This window comes from Alsobacter sp. (assembly GCF_059501845.1).
In genome coordinates, this window is record NZ_JCACDK010000011.1 from 130,252 (window position 1) to 145,864 (window position 15,613).

13 protein-coding genes are annotated in these 15,613 nt (G+C 67.8%); 3 read left to right on the forward strand and 10 right to left on the reverse strand.

Going from position 1 to position 15,613, the window contains the following annotated elements; translation table 11 throughout:
• The 4 genes from AC5JCN_RS08065 to AC5JCN_RS08080 form a co-directional block, all read right to left on the reverse strand.
• Positions 1–4,389 carry an ATP-binding protein gene (locus AC5JCN_RS08065; protein WP_495754520.1) on the reverse strand — a complete coding sequence of 1,463 codons (4,389 nt, stop codon included), beginning with the start codon at positions 4,387–4,389 and terminating at the stop codon, positions 1–3.
• Positions 4,390–4,663: 274 nt separating this feature from the next.
• Positions 4,664–5,548: an HTD2 family dehydratase gene (locus tag AC5JCN_RS08070; RefSeq protein ID WP_495754521.1), complete on the reverse strand. Its 885-nt coding sequence runs from the start codon at positions 5,546–5,548 to the stop codon at positions 4,664–4,666.
• The gene (locus AC5JCN_RS08075) at positions 5,545–6,879 is read right to left on the reverse strand and encodes an MmgE/PrpD family protein (protein ID WP_495754522.1); all 1,335 of its coding nucleotides are present in this window, start codon (positions 6,877–6,879) and stop codon (positions 5,545–5,547) included. The genes AC5JCN_RS08070 and AC5JCN_RS08075 overlap by 4 nt, the downstream gene beginning before the upstream one ends.
• Positions 6,880–6,890: 11 nt before the next feature.
• A complete protein-coding gene (locus tag AC5JCN_RS08080) occupies positions 6,891–8,066 on the reverse strand; it encodes an acyl-CoA dehydrogenase family protein (protein WP_495754523.1) in 1,176 nt (391 codons plus the stop codon).
• A 248-nt stretch (positions 8,067–8,314) separates the two neighbouring features.
• Here AC5JCN_RS08080 and AC5JCN_RS08085 point away from each other — a divergent pair, with 248 nt between their 5' ends.
• Together AC5JCN_RS08085 and AC5JCN_RS08090 are read left to right on the forward strand one after the other, a co-directional pair.
• Positions 8,315–9,577 (forward strand): MFS transporter, encoded by a 1,263-nt coding sequence (locus AC5JCN_RS08085; protein ID WP_495754524.1) that lies wholly within the window; start codon positions 8,315–8,317, stop codon positions 9,575–9,577.
• A gap of 62 nt (positions 9,578–9,639) precedes the next feature.
• Positions 9,640–9,846 carry a hypothetical protein gene (locus AC5JCN_RS08090; protein ID WP_495754525.1) on the forward strand — a complete coding sequence of 69 codons (207 nt, stop codon included), beginning with the start codon at positions 9,640–9,642 and terminating at the stop codon, positions 9,844–9,846.
• 20 nt (positions 9,847–9,866) lie between these two features.
• Here the strand turns inward: AC5JCN_RS08090 and AC5JCN_RS08095 are convergent, their stop codons facing one another.
• The 5 genes from AC5JCN_RS08095 to AC5JCN_RS08115 all read right to left on the reverse strand — a co-directional run bounded on the left by AC5JCN_RS08095 (position 9,867) and on the right by AC5JCN_RS08115 (position 13,857).
• Entirely contained in the window at positions 9,867–10,121 is a 255-nt protein-coding gene (locus AC5JCN_RS08095) for a GlsB/YeaQ/YmgE family stress response membrane protein (RefSeq protein WP_495754526.1), read from the reverse strand.
• 110 nt (positions 10,122–10,231) lie between these two features.
• Positions 10,232–10,705, reverse strand: a complete 474-nt coding sequence (locus AC5JCN_RS08100; RefSeq protein WP_495754527.1) for an SRPBCC family protein — start codon at positions 10,703–10,705, stop codon at positions 10,232–10,234.
• 85 nt (positions 10,706–10,790) lie between these two features.
• Complete coding sequence (locus tag AC5JCN_RS08105; protein ID WP_495754528.1) at positions 10,791–11,303, reverse strand: GNAT family N-acetyltransferase; 513 nt, start codon at positions 11,301–11,303, stop codon at positions 10,791–10,793.
• Positions 11,300–13,069: a YbaL family putative K(+) efflux transporter gene (gene ybaL, locus AC5JCN_RS08110; protein ID WP_495754529.1), complete on the reverse strand. Its 1,770-nt coding sequence runs from the start codon at positions 13,067–13,069 to the stop codon at positions 11,300–11,302. Before ybaL ends, AC5JCN_RS08105 begins: the two co-directional genes overlap by 4 nt.
• 131 nt (positions 13,070–13,200) lie before the next feature.
• Entirely contained in the window at positions 13,201–13,857 is a 657-nt protein-coding gene (locus AC5JCN_RS08115) for a DUF2161 domain-containing phosphodiesterase (RefSeq protein ID WP_495754530.1), read from the reverse strand.
• A gap of 121 nt (positions 13,858–13,978) precedes the next feature.
• Here AC5JCN_RS08115 and AC5JCN_RS08120 point away from each other — a divergent pair, with 121 nt between their 5' ends.
• Positions 13,979–14,332: a DUF1428 domain-containing protein gene (locus tag AC5JCN_RS08120; protein WP_495754531.1), complete on the forward strand. Its 354-nt coding sequence runs from the start codon at positions 13,979–13,981 to the stop codon at positions 14,330–14,332.
• A gap of 63 nt (positions 14,333–14,395) precedes the next feature.
• Here AC5JCN_RS08120 and AC5JCN_RS08125 read toward each other — a convergent pair whose 3' ends face one another.
• Complete coding sequence (locus tag AC5JCN_RS08125; RefSeq protein ID WP_495754532.1) at positions 14,396–15,508, reverse strand: ABC transporter substrate-binding protein; 1,113 nt, start codon at positions 15,506–15,508, stop codon at positions 14,396–14,398.
• Positions 15,509–15,613 lie beyond the last annotated feature (105 nt).

The following is a 15,613-nucleotide window of genomic DNA, read 5'->3' on the forward strand; positions in this document are numbered from 1 at the left end:
TCAGCAGGCGCCCTGCCCTGCCGAAGCCACCGCGGCGGCAAGCTCGGCAACGCCGAAGGGCTTGCCGAGGCGCGCATACGCGTCTCCCTCGTCGTTGTCGAAGGAGGCGTACCCGGTGATCACGAGAACCGCGATGCCCGGGCGCAGCTTGCGGGCTTCGGCGATGAGGTCCAGCCCGGTCATTCCCGGCATCATCTGATCCGTGACAATCAGGTCGAATTCGCCGTTACGCCGCAGCACGGCGAGCGCGGCATGGCCCGACGACGCTTCTTCCACCTCGTGACCCAGGGCTCCCAGCATGTCGGCGGTGCTCGTGCGCACCAGTTCCTCGTCGTCGACCAGAAGGATGCGGCGGCTCTCGCCGGCAACGACGGGCTGGCGCGATATTCCGCCGGGGCGCTTTCCCGGGCGCGGCCCGACCATGGGCAGGACGATCGAGGCCGTCGTACCGCCGCCCGGCGCGCTCTCCAGCGTCAGCGTCCCGCCGGACTGGGCGGCAAGGCCGTGCACCATGGAAAGGCCGAGGCCCGTGCCCTTTCCAACGCCCTTTGTGGTGTAGAAGGGCTCCACGGCGCGCCGGAGCGTAGCCGCGTCCATGCCGACGCCGGTATCGCCGACGCTGAGGCGCACATAGCGCCCGGGCGGCAGGACGTGGTGGCCGGCGATCTCGACTTCCCCGGTCGACAACGTCACCTCGCCCCCGCCCGGCATGGCGTCCCGGGCATTGACGCACAGGTTGAGGATGGCGAGCTCGAGCTGGTTGGCGTCCGCCAGCACGTTGCCCACCTCCGGCGCATCGACCCGGACCACCACCTGCGATCCGACCGATTGCTCAACGAGGTCGATGAGCCCGAGGACGAGGTCCGAGAGGTTTGTTGGCTGGGGATCCAGGTGCTGGCGCCGGGCGAAGGTCAGCAGGCGGTTGACCAGCACGCGTGCGCGCTCGGCCGACTGCTGGGCACCGTCGAGCATCCGCGTAGCCCGCGCGTCGAGCGCGTAGCGGCGGCGCAGCAGGTCGAGCGCTCCCACGATCGGTGTGAGCAGATTGTTGAAGTCGTGGGCGACACCGCCCGTCAGCTGGCCGAGGGTTTCCAGCTTCTGCGCCTCGTGCAGCTGGGCCAGCGCCGCCTCGCGCTCGCGGAGGGCACCTTCGATCCGAACAGCCAGCTCGGCATTGAGTTTCTGGAGCTGTCTCTCGGCCCTCGCCCGCTCGACGGCCGCCCAGGTTCGCTCGGCAACGGCAAGAGTTAGGTCGACTTCGTCGGCCGTCCAGTCGCGGGGTTCGTGATGATTTACGGAGAGCGTGCCGACGAGCACGCCGTTCTTAATCAGCGGCACGTCGAGCACTGCCACCACGCGGGCGCTGCTGATCTCCGGGAGAGCAGCCAAGGATGCCGTCCGCGGATCGGCTGCGAGGTCGTTGACGACCAGCGGGCGCCCGGACCTCATGATGTCAATCGAGCCGGCCAGGCGGTCGAGCCTGTACTCGCCGACGGCGTCGGGAATCCCCGGCGACGTATAGCTCAACACCACGGAGGCCGTGCCAGCCTCCTCGTCGACGTCGACGTAGCAGACGCGGCTGGCCGCGAGTTCCACGCCGAGCGACTCGGCCGCAGCGGCCTTGATCTGGTCTGCGTCGGAAAGCGGCCTGAGGCGATCCTCCAGCCGTAGCAGGAAGCTGTCCCGCCGCTCCCGGCGGCTCTTCTCGACCCCAGCGAGGTGACGGTCGTGAACGTCCGTCGACGTCCCGAACCAGCCGAGCAGATCGCCGTTCGCGTCCAGCTCCGGCTCGGACACCGTGTAGAACCAGCGATACTCACCGTCCTTGCGGCGGCAGCGAAACTCGGCCGAGTAGGTCGTCCTGTCCCGCTGGGCTGCCAGGAACCCATCGGCGAGGCGCTGCTGGTCGTCCGGGTGCACGGCAGCAGCCCATCCCCCGTTCAACGCCTCCTCGACCGGCTGGCCCGTGTATTCGGTCCACCTCCCGCTGACAGAGAGGATGCGTCCTTTGGCGTCGGCGCGGTACACGAAGGCCGGCACGGCATCGCTGATGCGGCGCAGCTCCGCCGCGCTGACGCGGACCGCCTCCGCCGCGTCGCGGCGCACGCGCGCGAGCTCGAGATTGGCGGATACGCGGGCGAGCAGCTCGCGGGCGGAGAACGGCTTGGCGAGATAGTCGTCGGCCCCGGCGTCGAGGCCCTCGACCTGTGCTTCCTCGCCCGCGCGAGCGGAGAGCATGATGACCGGAATGTCTGCCAGCTCCTGGTCCGACCGGATCGCGGCGAGGAGGCCGAAACCGTCGAGGCGAGGCATCATGATATCGGTGAGGACGAGGTCCGGCCGGCGCTCCCGGACGAGATCGAGCGCCGCATATCCGTCGGCGACCACCTCCACTTCATATCCCTTCGCCTTCAGCAGGCGACCGACATAGTCGCGCAGGTCGGCATTGTCGTCGGCCAGAACGACACGCCCCGCATGGGTTTCGGCCCCGGCCCCGAGATCGTCCCCTGCGTCGTGGATGATCTCCTCTGAGGCGATCACGTCGCCGCTGGAGAGCCATCGGCTCGCCTCCGCCGTAAAAGCATCAGCACGCGAGGCGGCGCCCGTCTCCCCGGGCGCGGCGCTGACCCTGTCCTGTGGCAGATGCTCGGTGCCGAAGGGAACCTCGACCGTGAACGTCGTTCCCCTTCCCTCGGCGCTGCGTGCAGCGATGCTGCCGCCGTGCAGGCGGACGAGATCATAGACCAGGGCGAGGCCTATCCCCGAACCCTCGAAGGAACGGCCGCGCGTTCCCTCGACGCGGTGGAACCGCTCGAACAGCCGGGGAAGCTCGTGATCGGGAATGCCGACACCCGTGTCTCTGATGGTCAGGCGCGCGGCATTGGCGGTCTCGGTCACCGAGATCTCGATCCCTCCCTCCAGCGTGAACTTGAAGGCATTGGACACGAGGTTGAGGACGATGCGCTCCCACATCTCGCGGTCGATGTAGACCGGGCGTGACAACGGCGGGCACTCGAGGCTGAGCGACAGGCCCGCGCGCTCGCAGACGGAACGAAAGGTGGAGGCGAGATCCCGGGTGAAGCCGGAGAGGTCGGTGCCCACGAAGCTCGCCTGCACCCGGCCGGACTCGATACGCGAGAAATCCAGCAGGGCGTTGACGAGGCGCAGGAGCCGGAGCCCATTGCGATGGGCAACGTCGACAAGGGCACGGTCGCCGGTCGAAGCCGCCTGGCGCTCCAGGATCTCCTCGAGTGGCCCGAGCATCAGCGTCAGCGGCGTCCGGAACTCATGGCTGATGTTGGAGAAGAACGTGGTCTTGGCCCGGTCGAGCGCAGCCAGCGCCTCGGCTCGCGCGCGCTCCCGGTCATACGCGTCTGCGCGGGCGATGGCCGCCGCAACCTGCCCCGTGACGAGGGCCACGAACCCCATATAGCTCGCATCGACTGCGCGGTGCGGATTAAGGCCGGCCACGAGGAAACCGAGCGGCTCGCCGCCTTCCACGTCGGCCACGGGCAAGATCATCGCCTGGCGGGGCGGGCTCTGCCAGTATCTGAGCTCCAGGCCTTCGGAAATCTCGCTCTGCAGGTCGACCAGGGCCGGCTGTCCCGAGGCCAGAACGGACGCGAGCGGCCACGGGCCGGTTTCATCGCCGCCCAGGCGGATCGTTTCGGGCGCAGCCGGCGCGCGATCGCACAGCCCATGCAGGGCCGCCCTTTGGGCGATCGTCCTGTCCTCGCTGCTCAGGTAGGCCATGGCGAAGGGAAGGTCTCGCGGTTCGCCCGCGAGGCAGGCCTCCAGCGCGGACATGACGTCGTCGCGCGTGGCGGCGGCGGAGAGGCGGGCGCCGAGATCGCGCATCATGCCTAGTTGCCGCTCGCCGATGACGCGCTCCGTCACCTCCGTCACGACGCACAGCATGCCGACGACGCGCGAGGCGTCGTCGCTCAGCGGCGAATAGGAGAAGGTGTGGTAGGTCTCTTCGGTAAAGCCGCTACGCCCGAGATAGAGCAGCAGAGCCTCGTCCCACGTCGCCTCGCCGGTCTCCAGAACCTGCTGGATGCGGGGGCCGATGTCGGGCCAGATCTCGGACCAGACCTCGTCAGACCGTGCACCGAGCACCCAGTCACGCTTGATGCCGACCGTGGGAAGATAGGCATCGTTGCACAGGAACGTCAGTTCCGGGCCCCACGCCATCCACATGGCGAAGCGCGATGTGAGCAGGATGCGCACCACCGTCCGCAGGCTCTGCGGCCAGTTCTCGGGCGGCCCGAGGGGCGTCCTGGACCAGTCGAGCGCGCGCATGCGCTCGCCCATCTCGCCGCCGCCTGCGAGGAAGGCCAACGGGTCTGCCGCCGCCACGTATCCCTTGGCCTGGGCGTCCTGTCGCATGGGCGGATCCAGCAGACCTTTCTCTCGACGGGCGACCTGGAATTCGTTGCACACGCGAGGAATTCAGCGCAATCGAAAGTTGCTTCGAAGAATAGTTTGCGAGAGACAATCCTGCAAAGCGTCACGCCTGAGCCAAGATGCAAGCGCTCGGCGGGTCTTTCACTTCACGTGTGAGCGCCAGACGAGACGTGCGACGGGGGAGGTGGAGGTAGCGCGCGCGACTACCACGTCCGGAACCGTACCGAGCGCGGAGTTGCTCCGGTCGCGACAGTCTTCAGGGGTCGATGGTTGCAGACATCGTCGTGACGCCACCGGCCGTGACCCGGGCCGAGAGTGCGCTGTCCGGAGCGCGGAGAGCCTCGACGCGGAAGGGGATGCCGCAGATGAGCGGGGCCAGCCCGCGATAGGAAAAGCGGACCGGCAGGCGGCCGAGAACGGCCGACACGACGTTCAGCATCAAGGCCGCCTGCATGGGGCCGTGCACCACGAGGCCGGCATACCCCTCCACCTGCGTCGCATAAGGGTGGTCGTAGTGGATCCGATGGCCGTTGAAGGTGAGCGCCGAGTAGCGGAACAGCAGCACGGGATCGGACACGACGTTCCATCCCAGGGCGACGTCGCGCGTGTCCGGAACAGCCGGTGCGGGCTTGGCGGGAGCCTTGGTGGGGCCGTCGACCCCTTCAGTCTTGGGATCCTCGCGGTAGACGATGTCCTGCCGCTCGTCGATCAGCAGAACTCCCGCGACGCTGTAGCGGTGGCGGACGGCGACGAAGCCCAGCCGCCCGCTGCCGCCCTCCTTGAAGGTGATCGACTCGATGGTGCTGGTGCGCGTCACGGTATCGCCTTCGGCGAGGCCGCCGTGGAAGACGAGCTCTCCGCCCGCCCACATTCGGCGCGGATAGGGCAGAGCGGGAAGCACGAGGCCCGTGCGCGGATGTCCGTCGCGGCCGAGCCGGCTGGCGTCCAGCGCGTCGGGGCTCAGGCACCACTGGATCCCGGCCGGTGCGCCGTCGAACGCAGCGAGGTGGGGATCGAACGTGGCCCGGTACTCGCGAACCATGCGCGGCGTGATCGTGTCCGTCCGCTCCAGCGTACGACCGATCCAGTCCGAGAAGTCGGCGCGGTCCGGCGAAACGGCTGCGCTGCGCGTGTCGCTCACCCCGGCTCTCCCAGCAGGCGCCCGAGGTCGCGGGCGCGCAGACTGCCCGTCTCCATCGCGGCCTGCCAGAGCCGCGTCGCGGCCTCGGCCCCCAAAAGTCCCTCGGCCTTGGTCCGCAGGCCGCGCTCCAGCGCCTCATGGGACAGCGGAACCGAGATGTCGTGCGTAGCCCTCGTCGCAGCGCCGCCTCTTCGCTCGATCAGGAGATCTGCCTGCATGTCGCCGAGGTCGGCGTCACCGACCACCTCGACCCGCCGCGCGACCGATACGAGGGCCGGATCGGCGCACAACGCGTCCGTGAAGGTGCTGTCAGCGGCCGTATCGACGCCCGCCAGTGCCATGGCGGCGAGCAGGCGGTAGCTGAACTTCGCCTCGAGCCCCGTGCGAGGCTCCCTGACGTCGCACACCCGCAGCCAGCGCGGATTGGTGCGCAGCACGAGCCGTTCGACGTCGCCCGGCAGTGACGGGTCAGCCGCCTTCACGGTCCTGATCGCCTCCAGCATCGCGTGAGTGCCGTGGCAGCAGGCGTGCAGCTTGTACTTGATGTCCTCGAACTGGAAGCGCCCCGGCGGTGGGTCGGCCCAGGCCAGCTCCTCGTTCGTCGCATCGGAGTGGGTGTCGGCAAAGCCCTGTGCGCCGCCAATGCCGTCATCGCACGACACGAAGCCGAGCGCGGCGAGCGAGGCCGCCTCAACCCCGTTGGAGGCCGCGATCCCAGCGTTGAACGGCTTTCCCATCGTCCCGAACTGCGACTTTAGGCCGGAGGAGCGCGTGGCCACGAGGCTCAGCGCGTTCCGCAGCTGGTCCGGCGACAGACCGAGCAAGCGGCCGGCCGCGACAGTCGCGCCGAAGGCGCCAGCCGTCGCAGTCTGGTGAAAGCCACGCTCGTAATGCCCGCGGCCGAGCGAGACGCCGAGCCGCACCGCAGCCTCGGCTCCGACGAGGAAGGCATCGACGACAGCGTCGGCAAAGGCATCCCGCTGCTCGCCGATAGCCAGCGCCGCAGGATAAACACCGACGGAAAGGTGCCCGACATGGGCGAAGTGCGTGTCGTCATAGTCGAGGGCGTGCGAGATCGTGCCGTTGGCGAGGGCGGCCGCGCGCGGCGGAACGCGAGTCCCAGAGCCGGCGACTGCAGCGACCGGCCTGCCTCCCTCGTCCTCCACTAACTCCCGCACGATGCGGGCGACTGGCTCGCCCGATCCCGCCCGGGCAACCGTGAGCCAGTCGAACAGGGAAAAACGCGCCATGGCGCGGGCGCTCTCCGGTATCGCCGACGCCGGCATCAGGGCCAGCGCGACCAACCCCTCCAGCGTCCTTCCACCCGCCATGGCACCCTCCCCTATGACCCGCCGTACGATTTCGGAAGCCCGAGCACGCGTTCGGCGATGAAGCAGAGGATCAGGTTCGTCGAGATCGGCGCCACCTGGTAGAGCCGGGTCTCACGGAACTTGCGCTCCACGTCGTACTCCTCGGCGAAGCCGAAGCCACCATGCGTCTGCAGGCAGGCTTCGGCCGCTTCCCAGCTCGCGTCCGCTGCCAGCATCTTGGCCGTGTTGGCCTCCACGCCCGGATCGGTGCCCGCATCATACATCGCCGCCGCGCGGTACACGATCGCCTCCGCCGCCAGCATGTGCGCCCACGCCTTTGCAAGCGGAAACTGGATGCCTTGGTTCTTCCCGATCGGCGCGCCGAAGACGACGCGCTCCTTGGCATAGGACGAGGCCTTGGCGAGAAACCACTTGGCGTCGCCGATGCATTCGGCCGCGATCAGGATGCGCTCCGCGTTCATGCCGGACAGGATGTAGCGGAAGCCCTTTCCTTCCTCCCCGATCAGGGACGAGGCGGGGATGCGCACCTCGTCGAAGAACACCTCGGTCGTGTTGTGGTTGATCATCGCCCGGATGGGCTTGATCGTGATGCCCTTGCCGACATGCTCACGCAGGTCGATGAGGAACACCGACAACCCGTCCGTGCGCTTCTCCACCTGGTCGCGTGGCGTCGTGCGGGCGAGCAGGATCATCAGGTCGGACTGGGCCGCGCGCGACGTCCAGATCTTCTGCCCGCTGACGACGTAGTGGTCGCCGTCACGCCGCGCCGTCGTCTTGAGCGCCAGCGTGTCGGTTCCGCTCGTCGGTTCGGTCACGCCGAAGGCCTGCAGGCGCAGCGATCCGTCGGCGATCCCGGGCAGGTAGGCGCGCTTCTGCTCCTGGCTGCCGTGCCGGAGCACCGTGCCCATCGTGTACATCTGCGCATGGCAGGCCGCAGCGTTGCAGCCGTTCCTGTGGATCTCCTCAAGGATCACGGCGGCGGCCGTCAGGTTCAGGCCCGATCCGCCGTACTCCTCCGGGATCATGGCCGCGAGCCATCCCGCCTCCATCAACGCGCGGACGAACTCCTCGGGATACTCGCGCCGCGCATCCAGGGCGCGCCAGTACTCGCCGGGAAAGCGCTCGCACACCTGCGCCACGCCCTCCCGGATCGCCGCATACTCCGCCGTCGGATCGAAGCTCGTCATGGAGAACCGTTCCGGATCAAGTGGGCCACCCTTCCAGCCAGATCTGTCGCACCGGTGGGCCTGGGGGAACCCGGAAACGGCCGGAAAGAACAGATATTCCGGTGCCCCCGCGATCCGGCGAGTTCTGCGCCTGGCCCATGGCGGACTTCCAAGTGGCCGCTTGAACCCCGGGTCCCGGAATGCTCTGTGGTCAGTAGACCGGCTGCCCCCGCCGCCGGCACGGGCCGGCGGCCCGGAAAGCAAGGCGCATGATCGCACAATCCGACACCGGACCGGGACACGCCGACCGCTACGTGCCCGACAGCGCCTACGCCTGGCTCAGGCTCTGCATATCGCTGCTCATCGCCACCATCCTCGGCGCGGGCATGTGGGCTGTGATCGTGGTGCTGCCGCGCGTGCAGGCGGAGTACGGCGTCGATCGCGCCTCGGCTTCCCTGCCCTACACGCTGATGATGATCGGTCTCGCCTTCGGCACGATCACGCTCGGCCGCGTGATGGACCGGGCAGGCATTGCCGTCATCCTCGCGCTCGCGGCGGTGAGCCTGGGGGCCGGGTTCGTGATCGCCGGCCTCGTGCAGAGCCTGCTGGCATTCGCCATCGTGCACGGCGTGCTCATCGGCGTCTTCGCGGGGGCCGGCTTCGGACCGATGATGGCCGATATCTCGCACTGGTTCGTGAAAAGGCGTGGGCTCGCGGTCGTCATCGTTGCGTCCGGCAACTATCTCGCCGGGACCATCTGGCCGCTGGTGATGAACTGGACCATCCCGCATGTCGGCTGGCGCGGCACCTATATCGGGATGGGCGTCTTCATCGCCGTGACGGTTGTTCCGCTGGCGCTGCTGGTGCGGCGTCGCCCTTCCGTCCGGATGCTCGCTGCGGCCGAAGCCGCGACGCAGCGTGCGCGCGCCGACGTCGGCATGTCCTCGCGCCTCATCGTTATCATGCTCGTGATGGCCGGCTTCGCATGCTGCATGGCAATGTCGATGCCGCAGGTCCACATCGTCGCCTATTGCGGCGACCTCGGCTACGGCGTCGCCCGCGGCGCCGAGATGCTGTCGCTGATGCTGGCGCTCGGAATCGTCTCGCGCATCGGATCGGGTTTCGTCTCCGACCGGATCGGCCCCACCGCGACGCTCCTGATCGGCTCCGCCATGCAGGGCATTGCGCTGATGCTCTACTCCTTCGTGGACGGGCTCACGTCCCTCTTCGTGGTGTCAGGCATCTTCGGCCTGTTCCAGGGCGGCATCGTGCCGATGTACGCGGTCATCATCCGAGAGTTCCTCCCGCCCCGCGAAGCTGGCGGGAAGATCGGGCTCGTCATGGCCGCGACCATTCTCGGCATGGCTGCCGGCGGGTACGTCTCCGGCCTGATCTTCGACTACACGGGATCCTACCGCGTCGCCTTCCTGAACGGGGTGGCATGGAACGCCGTCAACCTGGCCGTGGTGCTGTGGCTGTTCCTCCGGCGGAGAAAAGTGTCGCCGACGGAAGGAATGCAGCCGGCGACCTGACACCGCCCGCAACTTCGGAGCGTCTCGCGCATTGATCAACGGCGCAGCCGTAAGGAGGATCGATGTCGGAGAAGAAGACGGGCATGACGACGATCGAGCGTCGCGCGCTAGCCGCCGCGCGGACGACCGAGGAGGCATTCCGCCAGATCGAACTGGAGGAGCGTGCCAAGGCCGAAAAGACGGCCCGCCTTCGCGCCCTCCGCCTGGCTCAGGAGGCTAATGCCCCCGCTCCGGAGCCGAAGCGTGGTGCCCGCAAGACGAGTGCCTGACGAGACCGGCGCCTGATCGATCAGGCGGCCCGCTTCAGCACGGATATTACGACAAGCACGATGATGGCCCCGATGGCGGCGTGGATGATCGAGGCGATCAGCCCGCCGCCGAGTTGGAAGCCGACGGCCGGCAGGATGTAGCCCGCCGCAACGGCTCCCAGCACACCGATGACCAGGTTGCCGACGAAGCCGAAGCCGCCGCCCTTGACGACGAGGCCGGCGATCCAGCCGGCGACGGCGCCGACGACAATCCACGAAATGAGCGCGCCCAGCATCGATGATCCTCTCGCCCGAGACAGGGCGAGCGTGGCACCGCTCAACCTTGGAATGCAACAACCTTCAGCTTGTCGGCTTGAGGCAGGCGAGACCGCCGTGCATCCCGAACCTACAGAGTGGCCGCCAGAGCCTCGAGCTGGGATGTCGCGATCCCCCATCCCTCGTGAAAGCCCATCTTTTCGTGTGCCTCGCGATCGGCCTCGGTCCAGTGCCGGACCACTGCGGTGTAGAGCGTGCCGCCCTCCGCGTCGTCGAAGGTCAGGATCCCCGTCATGAAGGGCTTCTCGGAAGGCTCCCAGGCCCGCACGAAGGCATCGGTGAAGACGAGCCTGCGCTCGGGCACGACCTCGAGGTAGACACCCCTGTTGGGCATCTCGGTGCCGTCCGGACCGCGCATCACGATCAGGCTTGCACCTCCGGCACGCAGGTCCATCTCGGCATGCACGGTCTGCCACGGCGGAGGAGTGAACCACTTCACGACGAGCGACGGGTCGGTCCAGCAGCGCCACACTGCGCTGCGCGGCGCCTTCAGGACGCGGGTCAGAACGAGTTCGCGGCTCGACGGGAATGTGTCGCTCGCCATGGTGTCCTCCATTGCACTGTCTCAAGGACGATTGGGCCTGTCGTTCGCCGACAGGCTCTGGCGACGTCGAGGCAGCAGGGCTGTCTCAGCCGATCTCTTTTTCAAGCACGACGAAGGTGAGGTCCTGGCGCGGCATTCCAAAGCGGGGATCGCCGGCAGGGAACGGCTGCCGCTCGCCTGTCTCACGGTAGCCGAGGCGGCGATACCAGGCGATCAGTTCCTCGCGCACTGAGATGACGGTCATGCGCACACGCACGCGACCGAGATCCCGTGCGAGCGCTTCCCCGGCTTCGGACAGACGGCGTCCCAGGCCGCTCCCCTGCCGGTCCGGATCGACCGTGAGCATGCCGAGATAGGCGTAGGTGCCCTTGTCTGTGACGGCCGCGCACCCGGCGAGCGTGCCGCCCTCCTCCGCCACCAGCAGGTGCTGCGTGTCGTCGGCGAGCATCTCGTCCAGCATCGCAGCATCGATCCGCTGCCCGTCCAGCAGATCGGCCTCATGCGTCCATCCTTTCCGGGCCTTGTCCCCCCGGTAGGCGGCGTTCACGAGCCTGACCAGGGCGTCAATGTCGTCGCGTCCCGCTTTCCGGATGATCATGGAGCGTCCTCCGTGGTGGCCGGCTCCTTCTTGCCGTCGCCGTCCCTGCGCGCGAGGTCGCGGGCGTCGTCGAACGAATCATCCGACACGTTGCGCAGGAAGCCGACGATCTCGCGGGCGATCTCCCGCTCGCCGACGACGATGAACTCGGCACCGAACTTCCGGAGGTAGGCTTCCTCTGCATCGGTGTGGGCCCGGGCCACGATGCGAAGCTCCGGATTGGCCTCGCGGGCGGCATCGAACAGGCTGACCGCTTCGAACGGATTCGGGATGGCGGACACGAGCCAGCGCGCGCCCGCGAGGTTGGCGGCCTCTACGAGACCGCGCTGGTTGATGTTGCCGAGGATGGCCTCCGCCCCATCCGCCTTGGCCTGCGTGACGAGCTTCTGGTTCTCCTCGACGACGATGAAGGGAGTTCCCGTTTCCTTGAGGTCAGCGCCGACGAGGCTTCCCACACGCCCGTAGCCGACCAGGACCGTGTGGTCGGTCAGCATGGTCTTGACGGGAGCATCCGCGGGCTTGACCTCGCTCTCGGCCGCGGCCGGGCGCCGCTTTCCGTAGTGGTCGAGCGCGGCAAAGGCGAGCGGGTTGAGGAGGATGGAGATGATCGATCCCGCCAGGATCAGGTCGCGTCCCTCCTCGGGCAGCAGTGCGAGGCTGACGCCGAGGCCGGCGAGGATGAACGAGAACTCGCCGATCTGGGCGAGGCTCGCGGAGATGGTCAGCGCCGTCGAGGTTGGCCGGCGGAAAGCCTTCACAATGCCGAAGGCTGCCAGCGACTTGCCGACCACGATGATGAGCACGGTGGCGAGGACCGCGAGGGGCTCGCGCAGCAGGATGGTGGGATCGAAGAGCATGCCCACCGAGACGAAGAACAGAACCGCGAACGCATCGCGCAGCGGAAGTGTCTCGTTCGCGGCCTGATGGCTGAGGGGCGATTCCGCGAGGATCATGCCTGCGAAGAAGGCACCGAGGGCAAAGGACACGCCGAACAGTTCCGCCGAGCCGAAGGCCACTCCCAGTGCGACCGCGAGGACGGCAAGGCGGAAGAGCTCGCGCGAACCGGTATGGGCGACATAGTTCAGGAGCCAGGGGATGACCCGTCGCCCGACGACGAGCATCAGGGCGACGAAAGCCCCGACCTTCAGGACCGTGAGGCCGATGGCGGCCCAGACGCTCCCAGGATCGAGGAAGGCGACCAGGCCCGAGCCGGCGCCGGCCGACTCACCCTGCTTGCCGCCCAGCAGGCCGGAGACAGCGGGCAGGAGGACGAGCGCAAGAACCATGGCGAGGTCCTCGACGATCAGCCAGCCGACCGCGATCCGCCCCTTGTCGGTTTCGACGAGCCGGCGTTCCTGCAGCGCCCTGAGAAGTACGACGGTGCTCGCCACCGAAAGAGCCAGGCCGAAAACGAGCCCGGCTCCCATCGACCATCCCAGTGCCCAGGCGAGCGCCATGCCCATCAGGGTGGCGCCGGCGATCTGCCCGACAGCGCCGGGGATCGCGATTGCCTTCACCTTCATGAGGTCGGCCAGCGAGAAATGCAGCCCGACCCCGAACATCAGGAGAATGACCCCGATCTCCGCCAGTTGCGGCGCCAGCGCCTGGTCGGCGACATAGCCCGGCGTGAACGGACCGATGAGAATGCCGGCCAAGAGATAGCCGACGAGCGGGGACAATCTGAGCCGGTGGGCGATGATGCCGAAGATGAAGGCGAGGCCGAGACCGGCGACGATGGTCGAGATCAATGAAACATTGTGAGGCAAAGCGGCTCCGTCCGAAGATCGGGGTGAAACGGGCCGTCGTGTCGGACGACATCCCTGATTGGTGGTGTCGGGGCGGGATTGCCCCATGATAGTGGCCCGGAGGCCCTGAAAGACAGCCCACCCCAGGCTGTCTAATGACTTTCCTGCGGCCAACGCGCGAGGGCGTCGCGCCCCGCTTCCGTCAATGCATAGAGCCCGGGTCCGATCCGCTCGAACCATCCATAGACGTTGCGGCGGAGGATACCGTAGGCGTCCGGTGCCGTCTCGCGCAGGTCTCGCGGGCGCAAGGGACCCGACGCGAGCCGCGCGCCGCACAGCAACGCCCTCTGGCGATAGGCGGTCATCACGGGCTTCTTGCTGCCGCCTCCGACAGCGGGATCGCCACGGCGCCGGCGATGCTCCTCGACGAGAAGCGACCGGCGCCTCGGATCGCGCCGGGGCGGCGGCGCAGCCGGCGTGACAAGGATTTCCACCTCCCCGGAGGCCGTCACGCCCAGCATGCCGAATCCGAGCCGGCGGCAGAGATTGCGGAAGCGCGCATCGCCTTCCCGGCCCTTGCCCCACTTTGAAAGGCGGGCGGCCAGCCACACCTCGTCGCAGGCTGCCGCGCGGTCGACGGCCTGCAGCACGAGTTCGAGGTTGAAGCTTTGCTTGAGCTCGCACACGACGACGAACGGTGGCTCTCCATCCTTGAGAGCGACGAGGTCGCAGCCGCCGACCTCCCCCTTCACGGTGGCCCCGAGCCCTTCGAGGAAGGCCTTCACCGGCGCGTAGAGTTGCGTCTCCATTCCATCCCGTCCGGCGCCCCGGTCCCTCCTACCCGATTCTCGGCGACGGAAATCAGCAGCGCCGGTGTCGGCACCGGACCTCCCCGGCCGTCCTCGGGACCTGAACCCCAGGAGGACACCCATGAGCTATGTCGACGGTTTCATCGTGCCCGTGCCGAAGGACAAGGTGGACGCCTACAAGGCGCTCGCCGCCAAGGCGGGGGATATCTGGAAAGAGCACGGGGCGCTGGCCTACGTCGAATGCCTCGCAGACGACGTGCCCTACGGAGAAATGACGTCCTTCCCGCGCGCCGTGCAGGTGAAGGAGGACGAGACGGTCGCCTTCTCGTGGATCGTCTATAGCTCGCGCGCCAGCCGCGACGAGGTGATGGCCAAGGTCATGGCGGACGAGCGCCTCAAAGCCGACATGCAGAACATGCCTTTCGACGGGAAGCGCATGATCTTCGGCGGGTTCGCGCCCTTCGTGGAGCTTTGACGTCAGAAAAAAAGCGCCCGGGACGGATTTCGTCCCGGGCGCATGTGCGCAAAACGCGAAACCTTACTGGGAAACGGGTGCGTACTTGCCGTCCTTCCACAGGTTGATGTCGTAGCGCGGATCCTTGATGTCGCCCTTCGCGTCGAACTGCACCGGTCCGAGAACCGTCTGGACGGGCTCGCCGGACTTGAGTGCCGCCGCGACCTTCATCGGGTCGTCGGTCCCGGCCCGCTTCACGCCCTCGGCGATGGCCTGGACGACCGCATAGCTGAACAGCGTGAAGCCTTCCGGCTCGTAGTTCTGTGCCTTGAACTGCTCGAGCGCCTTTGCCGCGGTGGGAGAGCGGCGGGGATCGGTCGGGAAGGTGAACATCGTGCCTTCGCCCGCCGGGCCCGACACGGCCCAGAACTCGGACGTCGCGATGCTGTCGCCGGTCATTAGCGTGAACTGGTAGCCCTGGTCGCGGGCCTGGCGAAGCATCAGGCCGGCCTCGGTGTGGTAGCCGCCGAAATAGACGAACTCGGCGCCAGCAGCCTTGAGCTTGCTGACGACCGCACCATAGTCCTTCTCGCCGGCATTGATGCCCTCGAACAGCACCTCCTGCAGGCCGGCGGCGTTGGCGGTCTGCTTCACGACCGTAGCAAGCCCTTTCCCGTAGGCCGACTTGTCGTGCAGGATCGCGATCTTCTTGCCCGCGTAGTTCTTCGCGATCCACGGCCCGACGAAAGCGCCCTGCGCGTCGTCGCGGCCGTAGAGGCGCATGATGGTCGGGTTGCCCTTGTCGGTGAGGACGGGGTTGGACGAGGCCGGGCTCATCATCAGGATGCCGTTCTCGGCATAGACGTCGGCGGCCGGAATTGACGCGCCGGAGCAGGCGTGGCCGGCGACGAATTTCACGCCCTGGCCGAGCAGCCTGTTCGCCACAGCGACGGCCTGCTTGGGGTCGCACACGTCGTCCTCGATCACGATCTTGACCTTGCGGCCATTGATGCCGCCGGCCTCGTTGATCAGCGCCGCAGCGGCCTCGCCACCGCGCTTCTGCTGCTCGCCGATACTGGCAACGGGACCGGTCATGGGCCCGACGACGGCGATGGTGATGTCCTCGGCAGCCCGGGCGCCGCTGGTCGCGAGGGCGAGGCCCACCACGGCAGCGGGCAGCATCTGGAGGATGCGCATGCTCTGTCTCCTTGTTGTCCTGCTCCCCCGCGTTGCATAACGCCCAACCCGTAGGCACGCCACCCGGCGGCGGCATGCCTGACGAACGCGCGCCGCACGGGCCGG